The sequence below is a fragment of the Kitasatospora sp. NPDC058190 genome, from assembly GCF_042883685.1.
Lineage (GTDB): Bacteria > Actinomycetota > Actinomycetes > Streptomycetales > Streptomycetaceae > Kitasatospora.
In genome coordinates this window covers 1-19,153 of the sequence record NZ_JBHVVI010000091.1, presented here as the reverse complement: position 1 = coordinate 19,153, position 19,153 = coordinate 1, and the positions used below count along the sequence as shown (strand labels likewise).

The 19,153-nt window shown below is 74.5% G+C and carries 17 protein-coding genes; 11 read left to right on the top strand and 6 right to left on the bottom strand.

What is annotated here, in order from left to right; translation table 11 throughout:
- The first annotated feature begins 115 nt into the window (after positions 1-115).
- The 3 genes from ACFVWU_RS32440 (at position 116) to ACFVWU_RS32430 (ending at position 2,337) form a co-directional block, all read left to right on the top strand.
- Positions 116-811: a FadR/GntR family transcriptional regulator gene (locus ACFVWU_RS32440; RefSeq protein ID WP_387627534.1), complete on the top strand. Its 696-nt coding sequence runs from the start codon at positions 116-118 to the stop codon at positions 809-811.
- Between the two features lie 182 nt (positions 812-993).
- Positions 994-1,374, top strand: coding sequence for a hypothetical protein (locus ACFVWU_RS32435; protein ID WP_387627533.1), 381 nt, complete (start codon positions 994-996; stop codon positions 1,372-1,374).
- Between the two features lie 48 nt (positions 1,375-1,422).
- Positions 1,423-2,337 (top strand): hypothetical protein, encoded by a 915-nt coding sequence (locus ACFVWU_RS32430; RefSeq protein ID WP_387627531.1) that lies wholly within the window; start codon positions 1,423-1,425, stop codon positions 2,335-2,337.
- Here ACFVWU_RS32430 and ACFVWU_RS32425 read toward each other — a convergent pair.
- The 4 genes from ACFVWU_RS32425 to ACFVWU_RS32410 all read right to left on the bottom strand — a co-directional run bounded on the left by ACFVWU_RS32425 (position 2,334) and on the right by ACFVWU_RS32410 (position 10,179).
- Positions 2,334-3,098: a metallophosphoesterase gene (locus tag ACFVWU_RS32425; RefSeq protein WP_387627529.1), complete on the bottom strand. Its 765-nt coding sequence runs from the start codon at positions 3,096-3,098 to the stop codon at positions 2,334-2,336. The genes ACFVWU_RS32430 and ACFVWU_RS32425 overlap by 4 nt on opposite strands.
- Positions 3,099-3,117: 19 nt before the next feature.
- Positions 3,118-7,683 (bottom strand): hypothetical protein, encoded by a 4,566-nt coding sequence (locus tag ACFVWU_RS32420; RefSeq protein WP_387627528.1) that lies wholly within the window; start codon positions 7,681-7,683, stop codon positions 3,118-3,120.
- A 43-nt stretch (positions 7,684-7,726) separates the two neighbouring features.
- Entirely contained in the window at positions 7,727-8,602 is an 876-nt protein-coding gene (locus ACFVWU_RS32415) for a hypothetical protein (RefSeq protein WP_387627527.1), read from the bottom strand.
- Positions 8,603-8,679: 77 nt separating this feature from the next.
- Positions 8,680-10,179 carry a hypothetical protein gene (locus ACFVWU_RS32410; RefSeq protein ID WP_387627560.1) on the bottom strand — a complete coding sequence of 500 codons (1,500 nt, stop codon included), beginning with the start codon at positions 10,177-10,179 and terminating at the stop codon, positions 8,680-8,682.
- A 245-nt stretch (positions 10,180-10,424) separates the two neighbouring features.
- Between ACFVWU_RS32410 and ACFVWU_RS32405 the strand changes: the two genes are divergently transcribed.
- From ACFVWU_RS32405 to ACFVWU_RS32385, 5 genes are all read left to right on the top strand, one after another.
- Complete coding sequence (locus ACFVWU_RS32405; protein ID WP_387627525.1) at positions 10,425-11,462, top strand: IPT/TIG domain-containing protein; 1,038 nt, start codon at positions 10,425-10,427, stop codon at positions 11,460-11,462.
- 195 nt (positions 11,463-11,657) lie between these two features.
- Positions 11,658-12,182 carry a hypothetical protein gene (locus tag ACFVWU_RS32400; protein ID WP_387627524.1) on the top strand — a complete coding sequence of 175 codons (525 nt, stop codon included), beginning with the start codon at positions 11,658-11,660 and terminating at the stop codon, positions 12,180-12,182.
- Between the two features lie 141 nt (positions 12,183-12,323).
- Complete coding sequence (locus ACFVWU_RS32395; protein ID WP_387627522.1) at positions 12,324-13,100, top strand: LamB/YcsF family protein; 777 nt, start codon at positions 12,324-12,326, stop codon at positions 13,098-13,100.
- The gene (gene pxpB / locus ACFVWU_RS32390; protein ID WP_387627520.1) at positions 13,097-13,723 is read left to right on the top strand and encodes a 5-oxoprolinase subunit PxpB; all 627 of its coding nucleotides are present in this window, start codon (positions 13,097-13,099) and stop codon (positions 13,721-13,723) included. Before ACFVWU_RS32395 ends, pxpB begins: the two co-directional genes overlap by 4 nt.
- A 36-nt stretch (positions 13,724-13,759) precedes the next feature.
- Positions 13,760-14,623: a biotin-dependent carboxyltransferase family protein gene (locus ACFVWU_RS32385; protein WP_387627518.1), complete on the top strand. Its 864-nt coding sequence runs from the start codon at positions 13,760-13,762 to the stop codon at positions 14,621-14,623.
- Positions 14,624-14,735: 112 nt separating this feature from the next.
- Here the strand turns inward: ACFVWU_RS32385 and ACFVWU_RS32380 are convergent, their stop codons facing one another.
- Together ACFVWU_RS32380 and ACFVWU_RS32375 are read right to left on the bottom strand one after the other, a co-directional pair.
- A complete protein-coding gene (locus ACFVWU_RS32380) occupies positions 14,736-15,671 on the bottom strand; it encodes an aminoglycoside phosphotransferase family protein (RefSeq protein ID WP_387627517.1) in 936 nt (311 codons plus the stop codon).
- 59 nt (positions 15,672-15,730) lie between these two features.
- Positions 15,731-16,501 carry an alpha/beta fold hydrolase gene (locus tag ACFVWU_RS32375; RefSeq protein ID WP_387627516.1) on the bottom strand — a complete coding sequence of 257 codons (771 nt, stop codon included), beginning with the start codon at positions 16,499-16,501 and terminating at the stop codon, positions 15,731-15,733.
- A 141-nt stretch (positions 16,502-16,642) separates the two neighbouring features.
- Between ACFVWU_RS32375 and ACFVWU_RS32370 the strand changes: the two genes are divergently transcribed.
- From ACFVWU_RS32370 to ACFVWU_RS32360, 3 genes are all read left to right on the top strand, one after another.
- Positions 16,643-17,194 (top strand): PadR family transcriptional regulator, encoded by a 552-nt coding sequence (locus ACFVWU_RS32370; RefSeq protein WP_387627515.1) that lies wholly within the window; start codon positions 16,643-16,645, stop codon positions 17,192-17,194.
- Positions 17,195-17,258: 64 nt separating this feature from the next.
- Positions 17,259-17,972, top strand: a complete 714-nt coding sequence (locus tag ACFVWU_RS32365) for a class I SAM-dependent methyltransferase (protein WP_387627513.1) — start codon at positions 17,259-17,261, stop codon at positions 17,970-17,972.
- A gap of 249 nt (positions 17,973-18,221) precedes the next feature.
- Positions 18,222-19,064 (top strand): undecaprenyl-diphosphate phosphatase, encoded by an 843-nt coding sequence (locus ACFVWU_RS32360; RefSeq protein ID WP_387627559.1) that lies wholly within the window; start codon positions 18,222-18,224, stop codon positions 19,062-19,064.
- Positions 19,065-19,153 lie beyond the last annotated feature (89 nt).

Below are 19,153 nucleotides of genomic sequence, written 5' to 3'. Positions count from 1 at the left end.
GGGGCTGCGCGGGGGCCGTGATGGGGGGCGACGGCTCGACGGGTGGGTGAGGCGGGTCACGCGCGCACCGGAGGGTGACGTGGGGCTCTGGGCGGTGGACGTCTACGCTGGGCGGATGGAGATCCAGGGGCTGCCCGGTCGGGTGCTTGACGAGCTCGGGCCGGCGATCGCGTCGGGGGAGATTCCCGAGGGCGCGGTGCTGCGCGGGGAGGATCTGGAGGAGCGGTTCGGGGTGTCCCGGACAGTGGTCCGGGAAGCGGTGCGAGTCCTGGAAGGGATGCGCCTGGTGGCCTCCCGGCGACGGGTCGGGATCACCGTGCAACCCAAGTCGCTCTGGGACGTGTTCGACCCGATGGTGATCCGCTGGCGGCTGGCCGGCTCGGACCGCTCGGCCCAGCTACGCTCGCTCGGCTCACTGCGGGTGGCCGTCGAGCCCGCCGCGGCCGCGCTCGCCGCCGTCCACGCCACCGACGACGACCGGCGCGAACTCAGCTCGCTGGCCGTTGAGTTGACGGTCACCGCACGGGCCGCCGACCTGACCACCTTCCTCGGGCACGACATCGCCTTCCACTCCCTGGTCCTGCGCGCCTCCGGCAACGAGATGTTCGCCCACCTCGGGGACACCGTGGGGGCGGTGCTCACCGGGCGGACCGAGTACCATCTGATGCCCCATCAGCCGGAGTCGTACGCGATCCGGTTGCACCGCGAGGTCGCGGAGGCGATCTGCGCGGGGGACGCCGCCCACGCCGAGGCGGCGATGCGGACGATCGTGACGGGCGCTCTGGAGGAGCTCAACCAGCAGTTGGGCTGAGCGCCCTGCCCGGCGCGTGCGCCGACGGGACGCTGCCGCATGCCCGGATGGCACGATTTGGCGGCAGTTCGGTGGATTCGGACGCATGGTCCTGGTTCGGTGGGGCAGAGTGAGGCAAGGGGGCGCTTTTTGTGTGCGCCCGTTCCGTGTCCGCCATCGAATTCGCGCCTGGGGGTCGCCCGATGTCCGTGCCACGCCGCCGTCGCCGCCTGCCCGACGAGGTGCGCGCCGCCGCAGTCCGGGCGGTGCTCTGCCTGGCCTTCACCCTGGTCGGCGTGGTGGTCGCGACCTTGTCCTCGTACGCGGGCAGTTGGCTGATGACGCCCGCGCTGATGGCGATGGGGCTCGGGGTGTTCGGCACGATGTGGTGCCTGCTGGAGATCCTGATCTCCCGCCAGGTCGCCGCCCAGCGGATGCGCGGTCCGAACTCCGCGTACCCGATGGCGGGCAGCCGGGTGGCCCCCGATCCGCTGGCCGCCCGGCCGCTCCCCCGCCCCGGCGGCGCGCCGCAGCAGCCGTACCCGCCGCAACAGCCGTACCAGCGCCGGGTGCCGACCGCGTAGCCGACAGCACCCGACCCGGCGTCAGGGCGCTCCCCTAGAGTCGGGCGCATGAAGTTCTTCCGTTCCAAGGCAGCACCCCAGTACGACCCCGACCTCACCGCCCTGACGACCGACCAGGCCGACCACCTGCGCGAGCTGGTCCGGCAGCACCACGCGGGCATCGGTGTGCGGGCGACCGTCACCGGCCAGTTCGTCCAACGGGCCGAGGGCACCAGCAACCTGTACAACCTCGCCGAGTTCTGCCGCCGCGCCGAGCCGGGCGAGTGGCCCCAGCTGGTGGAGCGCCACTTCCGTGCCCTGGCCGGCGCCGACGAGTCCACCCCGCAGGGGCAGGACGACGTCCTCCGCTGCGCCTACCTCCGGCTGATCGCCGACGACGCGATCCCGGCCGAGATGGCGCCCTCGTTCAGCTACCTCCGGCCGGTCGCGACCGGCCTCATGGAGGCGCTCTGCCTCGACCTGCCCGACACCGTGCGGACGCTGGACGACCGCTTCGTCGCCGAGATCGGCCTGGAACGGCTGCGGGCCGCCGGGCGGGCCAACCTGATCGCCGATCCGGTGGAGTTCGACGTCCTGGAGGGCCCGACCGAGGGCTCGACCCTGTACGCGGTGACCGGCGGCTCGATGTTCACGGCCAGCAAGGCGCTGGTGCTGGAGGAACTGGCCCGCGCGGTGACCGGACACGAACTCCCGCGGGACGGAGCCCTGTTCACCGCGCCCAGCCGGGACTACCTGTTCTTCCACCCGTTGGCCGAGCCGCGCGTGGCGGGCGCCGTCAACGACTTGGCCTCGATCGCGCTGCGCGTCCACTCGGAGAACCCGGGGCCGCTCTCACCCCGGCTCTACTGGTGGCACCAGGGCACGGTGACCAACCTGACGCGGATCGACGAGGCCCAGCGCTCCTTCTCCGTCGCGCCGCCCGCCGAACTCATGGCGATCCTGCGCCGGTTGAAGGACAGCTAGTCCAGCGGGACCGCCCGGTAGTGGGTGGTCAGCCGGCCGTCGTCGCCCAGGACGTGGAAGGCGAGCATCGGCGGGTGGTCGAAGGAGATACCGCTCCCGCCCTCGCAGGGCAGCGTGATGGTGGAGACCACGCCGGGCGCGACCAGCACCGGCAGTCCGGCGAAGGTGGTCGCGGCGGGGGTGTGGGAGTGGCCGCAGAGCAGGGCGGTGACCCGGGGGTGGCGGCCCAGCACCTGCGCCAGGCGCTCCTCGCCGAACTGGCGGATACCGTCGACGAACGGGAGGTGCAGCTCGACGGGCGGGTGGTGGAAGGCCACCAGGGCGGGCAGATCGGTACGGCCTTCGGCGAGTCGGGCGTCCAGCCAGTCGAGCGTGCGGTCGTCCAGCAGGCCGTCGTGCCGGCCGGGGATGGACGAGTCGAGCATCAGGACGTCGGCGCCGGGCAGTCGGTGCAGCCGGTTCACCGGCTCCTCCCCCGGCTCCTCGCCGAGCAGCACCTCCCGGTACGGCGCCCGGATGTCGTGGTTGCCGGGGCAGGTGAGTATCGGGTGCCGGGAGGTCAGCACCTTGGCCACCTGCTCGTACTCGGCGGGCAGGCCGTGGTCGGCGAGGTCGCCGGTGACCAGCACCGCGTCCAGCGGGCCGGGCAGGGCGTTGAGGTACGCCATCACCTGCTCGGCCCGCCGCCGGGCCCGCTTGCCGCGGTCCCGGCGGTGGTCCTGGCCGAGGTGGATGTCACTGAGGTGCGCGATCGTCAGCATGGTGATCACGCTAGTCAGTTCAGGACTGCGCGGGAACCTCCGCGGGGCGCTTGAACATCCGGGTGGCGGTGATCTCGCCGTGGATGGTCGGGCCGTCCGGGTCCGGCTGGGCCGGCAGTCCGGGGCGCAGGTGCTCCTCCACCGAGATGTACTTGAGGCCGGCCCGCAGGTCGGCGTCGTTGCGCAGGCGGATCACCAGCGGGAACTCGGCGAGCGCCGTGGTGTCGAACAGGCCGGTGGTGTAGATGAGCTGGACGCCGAGCGCGTCGGCCACGGCCCGCTGGAGCTCCAGCAGGTAGGTGGCGTTGGCGCGGCCGATCGGGTTGTCCAGGAACAGCGTGCCCGCGTGGCGCAGCTGGGACTGGCCGCGGTCGTTGGCGCGCAGCGCGGCCATCGTGCAGTAGAGCGCGATGGCGGCGGTGAGCAGCTGGCCGCCGGAGAAGACGTCGGACATCTGGCCGACGCCGACCCGCTCGGCGCGCAGCACCGCGTCGGGCTTGAGGATCTCGACGCTGACGCCCTTGGGGCCGATCGCGGCGGCGACGCCGCGCAGCAGCAGGGACATGCCGTCGCGGCGCAGGTCGCTGTTCTTCTTGACGGCGGCGCGGGTGGCCTCGTCGATGACCTCGCCGAGGCGCTCGACCAGGGTGGCGTGGTCCGGGTCCTCGAAGCGGATCCGCAGGAACTCCTGGCCGGACCACTCCCCCAGGCCCTCGGGCAGCCGGGACAGCCGCTGGGCGGCGCGCAGGGTGGTCAGCGAGGACTCGACCAGGCCGCGCAGCCGGTCCACGATCGAGCCGCGGTTCTTCTCCAGCTGGGCGAGCTCGTCGGTGAGTACCCGCAGCCGGGGGGCGAAGGCCGCGGCCCAGGCGGCGGCGTGCTCGGGCAGCGCGGAGGCGGGCAGTTCGCGGATCTGCTGGCGGGCGGGGGTGCGGACGGCCTCGTAGCGGGCGGCGTTGGCGTGCCGGACCAGTGCGTCGGAGGCGTCGCGGACGGCGAGTTCGGCGGAGGAGAGCTCGCCGGCCGCGGTACGGAGGGTGCGGCGGGCCTCGGTGGAGGTGGTCCGGGCCTCGGTCAGGGAGCCGAGGTACGGCTCGGCCGGGTCGTCCGCGTCCTCCTGGTGGTCGCGCAGGCCGTCGCGCAGCTGGCCGGCCAGTTCGTCGAAGTCGGCGGCGGCGGACTGGGCGGTGTCGTAGGTGCGCTGGAGGTCGGTGTGCGCGGTGCGGGCGGCGTCCACGGCCTCGCGGCACTCGGCGAGCCGGCTGGTGGCGGTGCGCAGCAGGGTCTGGGCGTGCTCGGGGTCGGTCGGGACGAGGTCCTCGGGCAGCTCGGTGTGCGCCTCGCCGTCGGCGGGGGCGGAGCGTTCGGCCTCGCCGCGCAGGCGGCCGAGTTGCTCGCTGGCGGCGGCGGAGCGGGCCTCGATGGTGGCGACCAGCTCCTCGGCGCGGACGGCGGCGGCCTGGCGGGCCGGGCCGTCGGCGCCGTCGGGGCTGCCGAGCAGCTCCTCGGCGCGGGTGCGGACCTTGTTGGTGAGGCGGTCGAGTTCGGCCGCGGCGCCGGCCTCGTCGCCCTCGGCGCGGGCCTGTTCGGCGCGCAGGTCGGCGCCGACGCCGACCTTCTCGTAGAGCTGGGAGGCGGCCCGGTAGGCCTCGCGCAGGGCGGGCAGTGCGGCGGGGGCGGTCTGCTCGGCGGGCTCGTCGGACTGCTCGGCGGCGGGGATCTCGGCGCGCTCGGCGCGCAGCGCGCGGCCGGTGCGGCGGGCGTCGTCGGCGGCGCGCTGGGCGGCGCGGCGGTCCTCGTCGCAGGTGCGGGCGCGTTCGGCGCAGACGGCCTGGCGGCGGTCGCACTCGGTGGCGTCCTCGCCCAACTCGCGCTGGCGGCGGGCCCAGTTGGCGCGTTCGCGCAGTCGGAAGGCGAGGCCGGAGAGGGCGTCGGCGCGGCGGCGGGCGCGCTGGGCGGCCTCGCGGTGCTCCTCGTGTGCGGAGGCGGCGGTGGCGTGGTCGGTCTCGGCCTCGTCGTGGTCGGCGCGCAGGGTGGCCAGCGCGGCGGCGGACTGCTCGGCATGCTCGCGGGCCGCCTCGGCGGCTGCGGCGAGCTCGGCGAGGGTGCCGGGCGGGCAGCTGGCGTGCCAGGAGGCGAGGCGGGCGGCGAGGGCGCGGTCGGCGCCGAGACGGCCGGCGAGTTCGCGGATGTGCTCCTCGCGGGCACTGGCGCGGGCGCGCAGTTCGCGGCGCTCGTCGTCGGCGGCGGACTCGTCGTGCATGGCCGGGTTCGGCGGCACCAGGAAGAACGCGGGCTCGGCGGTGATCGGGGCGATCAGCGAGGCGGCGGCGCCCACGGCCACGGTGGAGCGCGGCAGCAGGGCGGCGGCCTGCAGGGCCTCGCGGGCGCGCTCCAGCGAGGACGGGTCGGTGACGACGACGCCGTCGACCAGTTCGGGGCGGGCGGCGAGGATCGCCTCGTGGTCGGCCGGGTCGACGGACTGGGCGAGGTAGCGCCAGCCGGGCAGGGCCGGGATGCCGTGCTCGGCGAGGTACTCGACGGTGGCCAGCACGTCGGGGCCGGGCGGCAGCAGGCCGCCGTCGCCGAGCGCGGCGAGGATGCGGGAGTCGTCGGCGGCGGCGGTGCGCAGGTCGAACAGGGTGCGCTCGGCGGTGGCGATGGCCTCGTCGAGGAGTTCGCGAAGGTACTCGGCGTTGCGGTCGAGCACGGCGGGGGTGAGGAAGCCGGCGTCCTCGTCGGCGCCCTCTTGGTAGGGCGTCAGGGAGAGCAGGTCGGCGAGCCGCTGCTCGGTGGCGAGCAGGGCGGCGGTGCGCTGTTCGGCGGCCAGGGCCCGGGCGGCTCCCTTGCGGGCGTCGCCGGCCCGCTCGGCGGCGAGTTCGGCGCGCGAGGTGGCCGCGGCGGCCTCGCGCAGCCGGGTGGCGGAGGCCTCGGCGGCGGTGCGGGCCTGGGCGAGGGACGCGGCGGCGGCCTTCTCGACGTCGGCGGCGTGCAGTGCGGCGCGGGCCGGGTCCACGTCGCCGTCGGCGTCGATGAAGCCGGCCTCGACGGCGGCGGCGGTCTCCTGTTCGACCTCGGTGAGGCGCTGGCGCAGGTGCTCGGCCTCGCTGCGGGCCTTCTGGGCGGCGGTGGCGGCCTCGGTGGCGTCGGACTGCGCCTTGGCGCCGTCCGCCTGGAGCTCGCCGGCGCGCTGCTCCTCGGTGTCGGCGCGGGACTCGGCGGCCGCGGCGGCGGCCTCCAGGGCGCGGGCGAGCGCGGTGGCGGCGGCGGCGCGGGCGGCGAGCGCGGGGGCGGCGTCCAGCTCGGCCTCGCGGATGGCGGCGGCGACCCGGGCGACCCGGTCGGCGGCGGCGCGGTGGCGCAGTACGGCTTCGGCGGCCTGCCAGGCGGAGTGCAGGGTGCGGGCGTCGATGAGTTCGCGGCGCAGTGCGGCGGCCTCGGCGGTGGCCGCGGCGAGGCTCAACGTGGCGTGCCGGTGGGTGAGTTCGTCGGCGATCAGGCTGTGCCGGGTGCGGTCGGCCTCGGCGGCGGTGACGGCGCTCGCGGCGGCGGCGACCTCGATGGCGAGGTCCTGGGCGCGGTCGCGTTCGGCGGCGGCACGGGAGGTGAGGGCGTGGGCGAGGCGGCGGGTGCGGCGTTCGGCGGTGCGGTGGGCCTCGCGGACGGTCTCGCGGGCGGTGGTGGCCTCGACGATGCGTTCCAGCAGGTCGAGCGAGCCGGCGGTGAAGTCGCGTTCGGCGGTGAGTTCGGCGCGGCGGCCGAGCTTGGCGGCGAAGCCGTGCACGAGGTCGGCGAGGCCGTCGGTGTCCCGGGTGTCGGTGACGGCGCGCAGCAGCAGGTCGGTGAAGTCGCTGTCGTGCTTGACCGCGAAGAGGCCGGCCGCCTCGCCCTCGTCGGCGTTCATCTCGCGCTGGTAGCGGAAGAGTTCGGGGTCGAGGCCGAGTTCGCCGAGGTGCTCGGTCCAGCGGTCGTGGCCGTCCTCGAAGACCAGGTCGAGGTGGGGGTGGGCCTTTCCGGCCTCGGTGAGGGCGTCGCGGAAGCCCTTCATGGTGCGGCGACGGCCGCGGGCCTTCTGGTCGCCGGCCAGGCTGACCCGTTCGGCGACCGGCAGCGAGTCGAGGGTGAGGCCGGGGCCGGGGCGGAAGGAGTACCAGGTCTCGGCGAACTTGCGCGGGTCGGAGGAGACCTGGCGGCCGCGCCACTCGCTGACCTTGCCGACCACGATCAGCTCACCGGTGACGGTGTGTTGCCACTCCAGGGCGACGTGGCCGCAGTCGTCGGCGAGCAGGAACTTGCGCAGCACGCCGGAGCTGGCGCCACCGAGGGTGTTGCGGTGGCCGGGGAGCATCACCGAGAAGATCAGCTTGAGCAGGACGGACTTGCCGCCGCCGTTCTCCAGGAAGAGCACTCCGGCCGGGGCGGGGCGGCGGACCGGCCCGTCGGTGTCCTCGCCGAACAGGCCGATCTGCTGCGGGGCCGGGTCGGCGACGGGCTCGCCGACGCCGCGCAGGTCGAGCACCGTGTCGGCGTAGCGGGCGCCGGCCGGTCCGATCGAGTAGAGGCGGACCCGGTTGAGCTCGTACATGTGCGGCGGTTCTCCGTGCGTCTATGGGGCGTCTGTGGGGCTGTCAGAGCGAGTGGAACGGCAGGCCGGCGTCGGCGACCAGTTCGTCGCCGGTGTCCGGCGGCAGCAGGCTGGCGGTGCCGTCGGAGACCGGGACGATGCCGAGGTCGAGCAGTTCGGCCATCGCGGCGCTGCCGGCCAGGTCGCGGACCTGGAGCTGGTAGCGGGCGGTGGTGCGGTAGGTGCCGCCGGAGTCGTCGGAGACCTTCTGCAGGAAGCCGGAGTCGACCAGGAACATGACGGCCTTGGCGACGATGCCGATGGTGGAGCCGGAGAGGCGGCGGGCGTCCTTGGTGGCGCCGGTGGCGGTGCGCCGGGCCCAGACCCGCCAGGCGGCCTCCAGGCCGGGGGCGTCGGAGGCCGGGTCGGTGTTGGCGCCCTCGGCGTCGGCCTGCTCCTCCAGCCGCCGGCAGGCCTGGCGGACGAAGGAGTCGACGCCGTTGACGGTGATCCGGCCGAGGTAGCCGTCGTCGGCGAGGTCCTCGGGCCGGGGGAAGGCCATGGCGGCGACGGCGAGGTGGGCCAGGCCGTGCAGGAAGCGGTCGGTGGACTCGGAGGCGGCGCGGCGCGAGTAGTCGCCCATCCGGACGGCGAACAGCGAGTCCTCGGCGGCGGCGACGGCCATGCCGGCCCGCGGCGACACCTCCAGGACGACCAGGCCCATGCCGGTGGCGATGGCGTCGGCGAGGCGGGCGAACGGCGGGTCCTCGCGGTGGCGGCGCACGAGCTCGGCGTATTCGGCGTCGCGGGCGGGGAGCAGCTTGGCCTGGAGGCCGAAGGAGACCAGGCGGGCGGCGTCGGCGACGTCGGCGGGGGTGATCGGCGCGGGGGCCGCGGGTTCGGTCTCCGCCGCCCAGGACGTGTCGTGGTGGGTCGTCACGGGCGGTGCTCCTCGGGGGTGGCGCGGTGGTTACGGTTGGTCAAGGTGGGTGCCTGCGGGTGTCGGTGCCCGGCCGGTCAGCCGGCGTCCTTGCGGTCGGCGGCCATGCCGACCGCGTCGAGCAGGGCGCTGCCGACGATCAGGTCGGCGCCGCCGAACTCCGGGTCGTGCAGCGGGGTGCCGTCGTCCACGGCGAACAGCAGCCGCTCCTCGCCCTGGCGGTAGGCCGTGCCGACCGGCGGGCTGGCCGCGTGCACCGCCAACAGGGCGACCAGGTAAGGGAGTTCCGGGTCCTGCTGGCGGGCGTCGGCGAGCAGGCCGGAGAGCCGGCGGGGGGCGTCCGGGGGCAGCTCGAGCAACTCCAGGGCGGATTCCAGCTGGGCTTCGGAGAAGCGGCTGTCGTCCGGGGTGGCGACCAGGTCCGGGTCGGGCAGCTCGGCGCCGAGGTGCTCGCGCTCGACCGGCGGGGTGAGCAGCAGATCGACCAGGTCGGCGACCCGGACGGAGACGGGCGTACGCAGTCCGGCGCCTCGGGTGAAGAAGGCGCCGGTGGGGCGGACGGCCTGCTCTATCGGCAGCCGCAGCACGGGGGCGAGCAGCTGTCCGTACAGGTCGATGCCGCTGCGGGCGCCGGGGGTGGCGAAGGCCTGGCGGTCCTGCTCGGCGCGGAACAGCGGGCCGGCCTCCAGCAGGCGGGTCTGCAGCTTCGTGTGGCGACGGATGCAGTCCTTGACGATGTCGAGCAGCTCGGCGGCGCGGCGCTTGTGCTCGGCCCCTTCAGGAGTGTGGGGCTCGGCCTCGTCGCGGGCCTTGCGGATGTTGGTGAGAATCGCGTTCTCGTGCCGGTAGCGGTCGGCGATGTGGTCCAGCGCCTCGTCGATGAGGTCCGGAATCGTCTTCATCCAGTCGACTGCGCGGACGTTGCGGCGGGTGGCGTCGAGGGCGCGGCGCAGCGTCTCGGCGTACTGGACGGTGCGGTAGCGGGCCTGCTCGGCGGCGAGCTGGGCGTCGGCCAGCCGGCCGCGGCGGATCAGCACCTCCAGCTTGACCTCGGCGGCGATCTGGGCCGAGGTGACGTCGGTGTCGAGCGCGCCGACCAGGACGTTGACGGCCTCGTCGGTGGTGCGCAGGTAGACGCCGCCGTCGGGGCCGGGGACCTCCTCGATCAGCTTGAAGTCGTAGTCGCGGCGGACGTACTCGCCGTCCGCGCCGAAGGTGCCGTAGACGGCGCGGAAGCCGCGGTCCACGCTGCCGACGTTGATCAGCGACTCCAGCACCCAGCGGGCGACCCGCTCGTGCTCGGCGGCGTGACGGGTCGGGGCCTGGGCGGCGACCCGGGGCAGCAGCCGGGCGAGCACTATCTCGCGGTCGGCCCCGGTGTCGAAGTCCATGTGCAGGGTGACCAGGTCGATCGCGGCGAGTCCGACCTCGGCCATCGCGTAGCCGCCGAACTCGCCGGCCAGGTTGACCTTGCGGTTGTCCAGGTCGTGCAGCGGGGCGGTGCAGGCCAGCGCCTTGAGCCGGCGGGCCAGGCCTTCGTCGGCGGCGGGGCCGGGCGCGGGCCGCGCGGCGGGCACGGTGGCGCCGGCGGCCGGCTGGAGGCCGGGCTCGGTGGGCGGGTCAGCGATGGCGGTCACGGAGGACAAGATTAGAGGTTCGCACCGACATCGACCGAAACGGACCTTGCGAGCGGGCCCGGCGGCAGGTGGGCGGCCGTACGCGAGCTCGATTCAGAACGGGGTTTCGACGGAATTCCGCCATTCCCGAACCGGTATTCGAGAAAGCCGTGAGGGCGGCAGGGTGGTTCGGTGATGATCGACGCATGATCACCCGACTGGCGAAAGCGGGCCTCGCCGCCGCGCTGTCCGTGACCACCCTCAGCACCGGAGCCGCCGTCGCCACGGCCGCACCCGCCGATGCGCCGAGCCCTTCGGCGCAGCACGTGACGGTCTCGCTGAACGGCTACCTGCCGAGCACCACCCCGCCCGGACCGGGCCAGTTCTCGGTGTACTGGGTCTCGGCCGGGACGGCCGACCTCACCGGGCCGACCCACATCACCCTCGACCTGCCGCAGGGGCTCACCACCGACGGCGCGATGTTCTACTCCACGCCGTACGACTACACCTTCACCGAGACCGTCTCGCCGGACGGCCGCCACCTGGACGCCGTCCTGGTGGGCTCCCGGCGGGTCGGCTTCTCCGAGTTCATGAAGCTGCACGTGTACGGCGACCCGACCAAGGCCTCCGGCCAGCTGGTCGCGACCATCGGCAACCCGAACGACACCGACCCGACCGGACACGTCGCGGTCGCGACGCTGGACGGCAGCACCCCGGCGCCGGTCGTCCCCGACGCCCCGTCCGTGACCGGCCTGGACACCACCACCGGCCCCGGCGCGGGCGGCACCCCGGTGACCGTCAGCGGCAGCAACCTGAGCCACGGCATGGTGCTGGTCGGCGGCACCCCGGCGCCGGGCACCTGCACCGACACCGCCTGCACGGTGACCACGCCCGGCGGCTCGGGCAGCGCCCCGGTCAGCGTGGTGACCCCGGGCGGCACGGCCGCGGCGCCGGCCGCCTTCGACTACACCGGCGACCCGCCGCCGGCACCGCCCGCGCCGGTGGTCGGCCACCTGGGCCCGATCAGCGGGCCGGTGGCCGGCGGCACCTCGGTCTCCATCGCGGGCAGCAACCTGACGTACGGGTCGGTGCGGTTCGGCGGGGTGCCGGCCGACCGCGTGTCCTGCGGCCCGCAGTACTGCACGGCCTACGCGCCGGCGGCCGGCCGGCCCGGGCCGGTGGACGTCACGGTCACCACGGCGGGCGGCACCAGCGCGCCGGTGACGTACACCTACACGGCCTGACCCCTTGTTCCGAGGCGCCCGGGTGCCGCCGCGGCGCCCGGGCACCGGTGCGTCCGGGGTCGGGCCGAGCCACTCCCAGGGGCATGTTGAACACGTTCAAATCGAGGGTCTAGAGTCGGCCGTGCGCAGACGGGACAAGGCCCGCCTGCACGTTCGGCATGGGCGCGCGCTCGGCGCGCGCGGGAGGTGGGCGAGATGGACGACGACCCCGCGGTCATCCTGCGGCGGGCCCGACGGTGGCTCCGGTTCTTCGTGGTCTGCCTGGTGCTCAGCGGCCTGACCGCCTTCCCGCTGGAGACCGAGACCCGCTGGCTGGTCGACTTCGCCACCGGCCCGGCCACTCCGCTGACCGACCACTTCCCGGCGGCCCTCGCCTGGTTCGAACGGGTCCACCGGGGCATCACCGAGACCGACGAGCGCTACCCCTTCCTGGCGTACGGCACCGACTGGCTGGCCTTCGCCCACCTGGTGATCGCCGCCGCCTTCTGGGGGCCGCTCAAGGACCCGGTCCGCAACATCTGGGTGATCCGCTGGTCGGCGCTCGCCTGCGGTGCCGTGATCCCCCTGGCGCTGATCTGCGGACCGCTGCGCGGGATTCCGGTGGTGTGGCGGTTTATCGACATGTCATTCGGAATCTTCGGCGTCATTCCGCTGCTCATCGTGCTGCGGTCCCTGCGTCCGCTGGAACGTTCCTTCCAGGAACGCCTGGCCGCGAGCTGAGTCGGCGGCCCCGGAGCCGCCCCGAGGCGCGCGAGCGGAGACCGCGCGCCGGTGGCCCCTCCGGGGCCCCGGGTCACGGACACCGGGCTTCACCCGCAGGCCCTACCATCTGGCTCAACAGCTGCTGGGAGGCGGACGGGCGTGGCCGATGCGGTGATCGATCTCAATGCGGACCTCGGCGAGGGGTTCGGGCGCTGGAGCCTGACCGACGACGAGGCACTGCTGTCCGTGGTGACCAGCGCCAACGTCGCCTGCGGCTACCACGCCGGGGACCCCTCGACCATGCGCCGGGTCTGCGCACTGGCCGCCGAACGCGGCGTCCGGATCGGCGCCCAGGTCTCCTACCACGACCTGGCCGGCTTCGGCCGGCGCGCGATGGACGTCCCCCCGGAGGAGCTCGCCGACGAGATCGCCTACCAGATCGGCGCCCTCCAGGTCTTCGCCCGCGCCGCCGGCTCACGGGTCGCCTACGTCAAACCGCACGGCGCCCTCTACAACCGGGTGGTCGCCGACTCCGAACAGGCCGAGGCCGTGGTGGCCGGGGTACTGCGGGCGGGCGCGGTCTGCGACGGACCACTGCCCGTCCTCGGACTGCCCGGCTCCCGGCTGCTCGACGTCGCCGAGGGCGTCGGACTCCCGGTGGTCAGCGAGGCGTTCGCCGACCGCGCCTACACCTGGGCCGGCACCCTCGTCCCGCGCCGCGAGCCCGACGCGGTGGTGCACGACCCCGAGTCGGTGATCACCCGCGCCGTCGGCATCGCCCGGGACGGCACGGTGGAGGCGGTCGGCGGCGAGCGGATCGGCGTCGAGGCCCGCTCGCTGTGCGTCCACGGCGACACTCCCGGCGCCGCCCAGCTCGCCTGGCGGATCCGCGGCGCCCTCGCCACCGCCGGGGTCCGGGTGGAGGCGTTCACGTGACGGTCGGCACGGTCCGGCGGGTCGGCGAGCGGGCGCTACTGGTCGAACTCCCGGGAACGGCCGAGGTCGCCGCGCTGTACGGCTGGCTGCGCGAGCGGCAGGAGGCCGGGGAACTCGGCGAGGTCGAGGAACTGGTGCCCGCCGCGCGCACGGTGCTGCTGGACAGCGTCGCGGACGTCCCGGCAGTGGCAGCGCTGCTGCGCACCGCCCGTCCACGGGCGGCCGCGGCGGCGAGCGGGCCGCTGGTGGAGGTCCCGACCGTCTACGACGGCGCCGACCTGGCCGAGGTCGCCGCGCTCTGGGGGGTCTCCGAGGAGGCGGCCGTGCGGATCCACACCGAAGCCGAGTACGTGGTCGCCTTCTGCGGCTTCGCACCCGGCTTCGGCTACCTCACCGGGCTGCCGCAGCGGTACGAGGTGCCCCGCCGGGACACCCCGCGCAGCTCCGTCCCGGCCGGCTCGGTCGCCCTGGCCGGCCAGTACACCGGCGTCTACCCGGGCCTCTCCCCCGGCGGCTGGCAGCTGATCGGCCGCACCGCGCTGGCGCTCTGGGACCCGCTGCGCGAGCCCGCGGCACTGCTGGCGCCGGGGGTGCGGGTACGGTTCACGGCGGAACGGGCTTAGGAACGGATCCGGCGACAGTCTTGGGGGCGGGCCGAGTTGAGCGACCTGCAGGTGGTGCGACCCGGACCGCTGACCACTGTCCAGGACCTCGGGCGGCGCGGTGTCGCCCACCTCGGGGTGCCCAGGGCGGGCGCGCTGGACGAACCGGCGCTGCGGGCGGCGAACCGGCTGGTCGGCAACGGTCCGGCGGCGGCCGGGCTGGAGACCACGCTCGGCGGGGTCGCACTGCGCGCCCTCGGGCCGGTGCTGATCCCCGTCACGGGCGCACCGGCACCGGTGACGGTCGACGGACGGGCGGCCGCCTGGGGGGCGCCGATCGCGGTGCCGTCCGGCGCGGTGGTCGAGGTCGGCACGGCGACCGCCGGGGTGCGCGGCTACCTGGCGGTGGCGGGCGGGATCGCCGTCCCGCCGGTGCTGGGCAGCCGCTCCGCCGACCTGCTCTCCGGCCTCGGACCCGCCCCACTGGCCGCGGGCGACCGGCTACCGGTCGGCACACCGCCGCCGTGCCGGGACCGGGCCGAGCTGGTGCCGCTGCCCGCTCCCCCGGCCGAACTGGTGCTGCGGCTGCGGCTCGGCCCGCGCGCGGACTGGTTCGCGCCCTCGGCGGTGGACCGGCTGGCCCGGGACGGCTACCGGGTCTCCGCCGCGAGCAACCGGATCGGGCTGCGCACCGAGGGGCCTGTCGTGGGCCGCACCCGGACGGGCGAACTACCCAGCGAGGGCATGGTGTTGGGAGCGGTGCAGATCCCGCCGGACGGGCAGCCGGTGGTCTTCCTGGCCGACCATCCGACCACCGGCGGCTATCCGGTGATCGGCGTCGTGCCTGCCGCCGATCTGGCGGCGGCCGCCCAGACCCGGCCGGGGACGCCGGTGCGCTTCGTGCCGCTGCGGGAGAAGTGAGGGCGGGAAGGATCGAAGGCGGGACCGGCTGAAACCGACAGGGCTGAGACCGGCAGGGCTGAGACCGGCAGGGCTGAGACCGGCAGGGCTGAGGCCGGGAGCGCCGGGGGCTTCACGCCCGGCCCAACAGCAGCTCCGCGATGGTGCGTTGGGCCGGGTCGAGTGCCGTCTCGCCCTCCTCCGCCGCCCAGGCCGCGTTCTGCAGCACCCGGGCCAACGTCCAGGCCGCCGCCACCTCCCGGTCCAACTCCAGTACGTCCAGCAGGAGGTCGAAGCGCAGCCGCAGCGCCCGGTCGGGGGCGCCGCCGGCCCGCAGGTCGTCCCAGCGGTTGCGCAGCGCGGGCAGCAGCTCGAATCCGGGATGCCCGGCGAGCGGCTTGGGGTCGATGGCCAGCCAGGGCCCGCGGCCGCTGCCCGGCAGCGGGGCGAGGACGTTGCCGTAGTGCAGGTCCCAGTGCAGCAGCCGGTCGCCGGACTCGGCCCGTACCTCCCGCAGGGCGGCCGTACAGTCGGCGAGCAGTCGTCGCTCGTCCGGGTCGGCGAGGGCGGCGGCCGCGGCCGGGGCCCGCAGCAGCAGCCCGTCCGCGAGGCCGGTCAACGTCCGCAGGTGAGCGGGTGCCTGACGCTCAGTCAACTGACGCAGCAGCTCGGCGAGCACACGCAGCGCCGCGAGGTGGTCGGGCAGGCCGAGCAGCGAGCGTGACGGGTCCAGCCGCTCCAACAGCATGGAGCCGGAGGCGGGTTCATGGTCGAGCAGGTGGACGGCGCCCCGCCCGTCCCAGGCCCGCAGGGCGTCGGGCTCGCCGGTCGTCTCCTCGTCCACGGGCTGGAGCTTCAGCACCGCGGGCGTCCCGTCGGCCCGTCGCACCGGTAGCACCAGTCCGGCCACGCCGTGTGCCGTCGGCCCGTCCGGGCTCAGCGCCCAGCGGTCCATCAACTCGCCTGCCAGGGCGGGCAGTCGGGCCGCCCAGGCACGTCCCTCGGCACCGAGGAACTCCTCCAGCGACCGGGCCAGCGCGGGCGGGACTTCGGGGACCTCGACGGGCATCGGGCGGGCTCCTCTCGGGCGGTCCCGCCCAGCCTAGTTCGCGCTCAACCGGTTCGGGCTCAATCCGCACGCAGCGCCGCCGCGGCCGCCGACGCGAAGCCCTCCGGATTGTCGAGCATGATGTTGTGCCCGCAGTCCGGCACGGCCACCACCCGCACGCCCGCCGCACGCAGCCCGTCGGCGCCCTCCGGGTCGCCGTCCGCCGCCGGGTGCAGGAAGGTGCGCGGGAGGTCGAGCCCGAGCAGCAGTTCGCGCATGGCCGGCTCGCTCCCCCGGGCGAGGTGCACGGCGCTGCGGTACAGGCCCTCCGGGCCGGCCAGCCGCATCGTGGACCACCAGAACGGTCCGACCCGCTCGGCGACCTCCTCCCGCCCGCCGGCCAGGAACTCCGCCTCGGTGTAGCAGGCGATCCCGCTGCTGCCGATCCGCTGGCGACCGGGGGTGATCGGGTCCAGGTTGGCGTCCACCAGGACCAGCCGCGCGGCGAGTTCGGGATGCCGGTGCGCCAGGACGATCGCGATCGCGCCGCCCATGCTGTGCCCGACCACCTCGACCCGGTTCAGCCCGGCCGCCGCGACGGCCGCCGCGACCGCGTCGGCGTGCGCCTCCAGCGTGTAGTCGAAGTCGGCGGGCCGGTCGCTGATGCCGAAGCCGAGCAGGTCGAGCAGCAGCGACCGGTGCCCGGCGAGCAGCGGGTGGGCGGCCGCGGCGGCGAAGTAGGCCGGCGAGCTGGCGCCCAGCCCGTGCAGGTAGAGCCTGGCGGGCTCGGCGCCGGGCAGCTCGACCCAGCGGATCCGGTCGCCGTTCGGGGTGACGAGGGCTTCACGCATGCGCGCACGCTCCTGGTTCGAAGTGGCTCGTTCGAATGGTTCGAGTGGTTCGAGGAAATCGCCAAGAGCATACCTCGATGTCGAGGTATAGCGACATCGATATACCCATGCCCCGAGTCACCGATCTGAGAGAGTGGCCCCATGCTGAAGCTCGCGATCCTCGGATTCCTGTACGACCGGCCGCTGCACGGCTACGAGCTGCGCCGCCACCTGGCCGGGCTCACCGGCCACATCCGCCCGATCAGCGACGGCACGCTCTACCCCGCGATCAAGCGCCTGGAGGCCGACGGCCTGCTGGTCCGTCAGACCGAGCCCGGCAGCGCCGCCGCTCCCCGGCACACGCTGCACCTCACCGAGGCCGGCCGCACCGCCCTGCTCGACCGGTTGCGCGAGCCCGAGCCGCTGGACATCAGCGACGGCAACCGCTGGGCCACCGTGCTCTCCTTCCTGCGCCACCTCGACGACCCGGCCGCCCAGGCCGCCGTGCTCCGCCGCCGGCTGGACTTCCTCTCCGAGCCGGCCAGCTTCTACTACGAGGGCGACCGCCCGCGCAGCGCCGAGGAGTTCGCCGATCCGTTCCGGCGCGGCCTGCTGCTGACCGCCCGCGCGACGACCGAGGCCGAACTCTCCTGGCTGCGCGCCACCCTGGCCGAGCTGGCGGAGGCCGAACGAACCGGCGGAGCGACGAACTGACGAACTGACCGAAAGACGCCGAACCGTCCTTCCCAGCGGACCCCACCCGTGTTCCGATGGCCCCATGGGCAACGACACTCATCTGGACGACGAACGACGCGAGGGTTACGACGGCACGGGCGCGGGCGCGATCACCCCCGACGGCTGCGCGGTCGAGGTGTGGACCCGCCTCCCGGTGGGCGACGCACCGGACGTGATCGAGGCCGCCGTCCCACCCGGCGCGCGCATCCTCGAACTGGGCTGCGGCGTCGGCCGGATGACCCACCCGCTGGTCGACCGCGGCTTCACCGTGACGGCCGTGGACGAGTCCGCCGAGATGCTGGGCCGGGTGCGCGAAGGCGTCCGCACCGTGCGCAGCCCGATCGAGCGGCTGGACCTCGGCGAGCGCTTCGACGTCGTCATGCTCGCCTCCTTCCTGGTGCACGCGGGCGATGTGGCCGTCCGCCGGGGCCTGTTGGAGACCTGTCGCCGCCATGTCGCCGAGGACGGCTGCGTGCTGGTGCAGCGCGAGGGCGAGGACTGGCACCTGAACGTACCGCGCGAGAGCCGGATCGGGACGGACGGGATCGCCCGGATCCTCTCCGCCACACCGGTGGGTGAAGGAGTGAACTCCGTCCGCGCGCAGTACGAATTCCCGGACGGCACCTGGACGCAGACCTTCCTCTCCCGCCCGCTCAGCACGGAGGCCTTCGAACAGGCCCTGGCGGACGCCGGCCTGCGGGTCGAGAGGTACCTGACGGAGGACCGCACCTGGGTCAGGGCCCGACCGCTCGGCTGAGCCGTGGCGGCCCGGAGCGCGGGGCCCCGGAGAGCGCGATCAGAGAGCGCAATCGATGAGCGCAAAGACCGATTAAAGGGTGAACAAAGAAATGTCACCTTCACCCCGTACCATCGGCCGCGCGCCGGGCCCGCGCGCGGCCTGGTCCGCGCGGGTCGCGGTCGTCCGCACGCCCGCTCCGACCCGCAAGGACCCGCCCATGCCGCACCAGCACGACGCCCGTCCGATACCCCTGGCGGGTGCCTGGTGATCGACTGGTTCCACGGGGCCGTTCTCGGCCTGATCCAGGGGCTCACCGAGTTCCTGCCCATCTCCTCCAGCGCGCATCTGCGGGCGTTCTCCGCCCTGTTGGGCTGGAACGACCCGGGAGCGGCCTTCACCGCCGTCACCCAGCTGGGCACCGAGGCGGCGGTGCTGATCTACTTCCGCCGGGACATCGCCGCGATCGTCCGGACCTGGGCACTGTCGCTGGTCCGCCCAGCGCTGCGCTCAGAACCGGACGCCCGGACGGGCTGGTTCGTGATCATCGGCACCCTGCCGATCGGCATCCTCGGCAAGCTGTTCCAGGACACCATCGAGACCCATCTGCGCGATCTCCGGATCATCGGCACCACACTGATCGTCTTCGGTCTGATCCTGGCCGTCGCCGACCGCACCCGCGCCGTCCGCCGTGCCCGTCCGATCACCGACCTGACCCTGCCGCACGCGGCCGGCTTCGGCTTCGCCCAGGCGCTGGCACTGATCCCGGGCGTCTCCCGCTCCGGCGGCACGATCAGCGCGGGCCTGCTGCTCGGCTACAGCCGGGAAGCGGCGGCCCGCTACTCCTTCCTGCTCGCGATCCCGGCGGTGCTCGCCTCGGGGACGCTGGAGCTGTTCAAGATCGGCGAGGGCCCGGCCCCGGCCTGGGGGCCGACCGTCCTGGCCACCCTGATCGCCTTCGTGGTCGGCTACGCGGCGATCGCCTGGTTCCTCAAGTACATCTCGAACAACAGCTTCACGCCGTTCGTGGTCTACCGGGTGCTGCTCGGCGTCCTGATCATCTGCCTGGTGGCAGGCGGCGTGCTGGCCCCGGACGCGGGTGCGATCAAGTAGAACGCGGTTCCACAAGTCGAACACCGTTTCAGAAGGCGCCCGGAAAGCAGTGGGCCGGGACACCCGCACGGTGTCCCGGCCCACTGAAC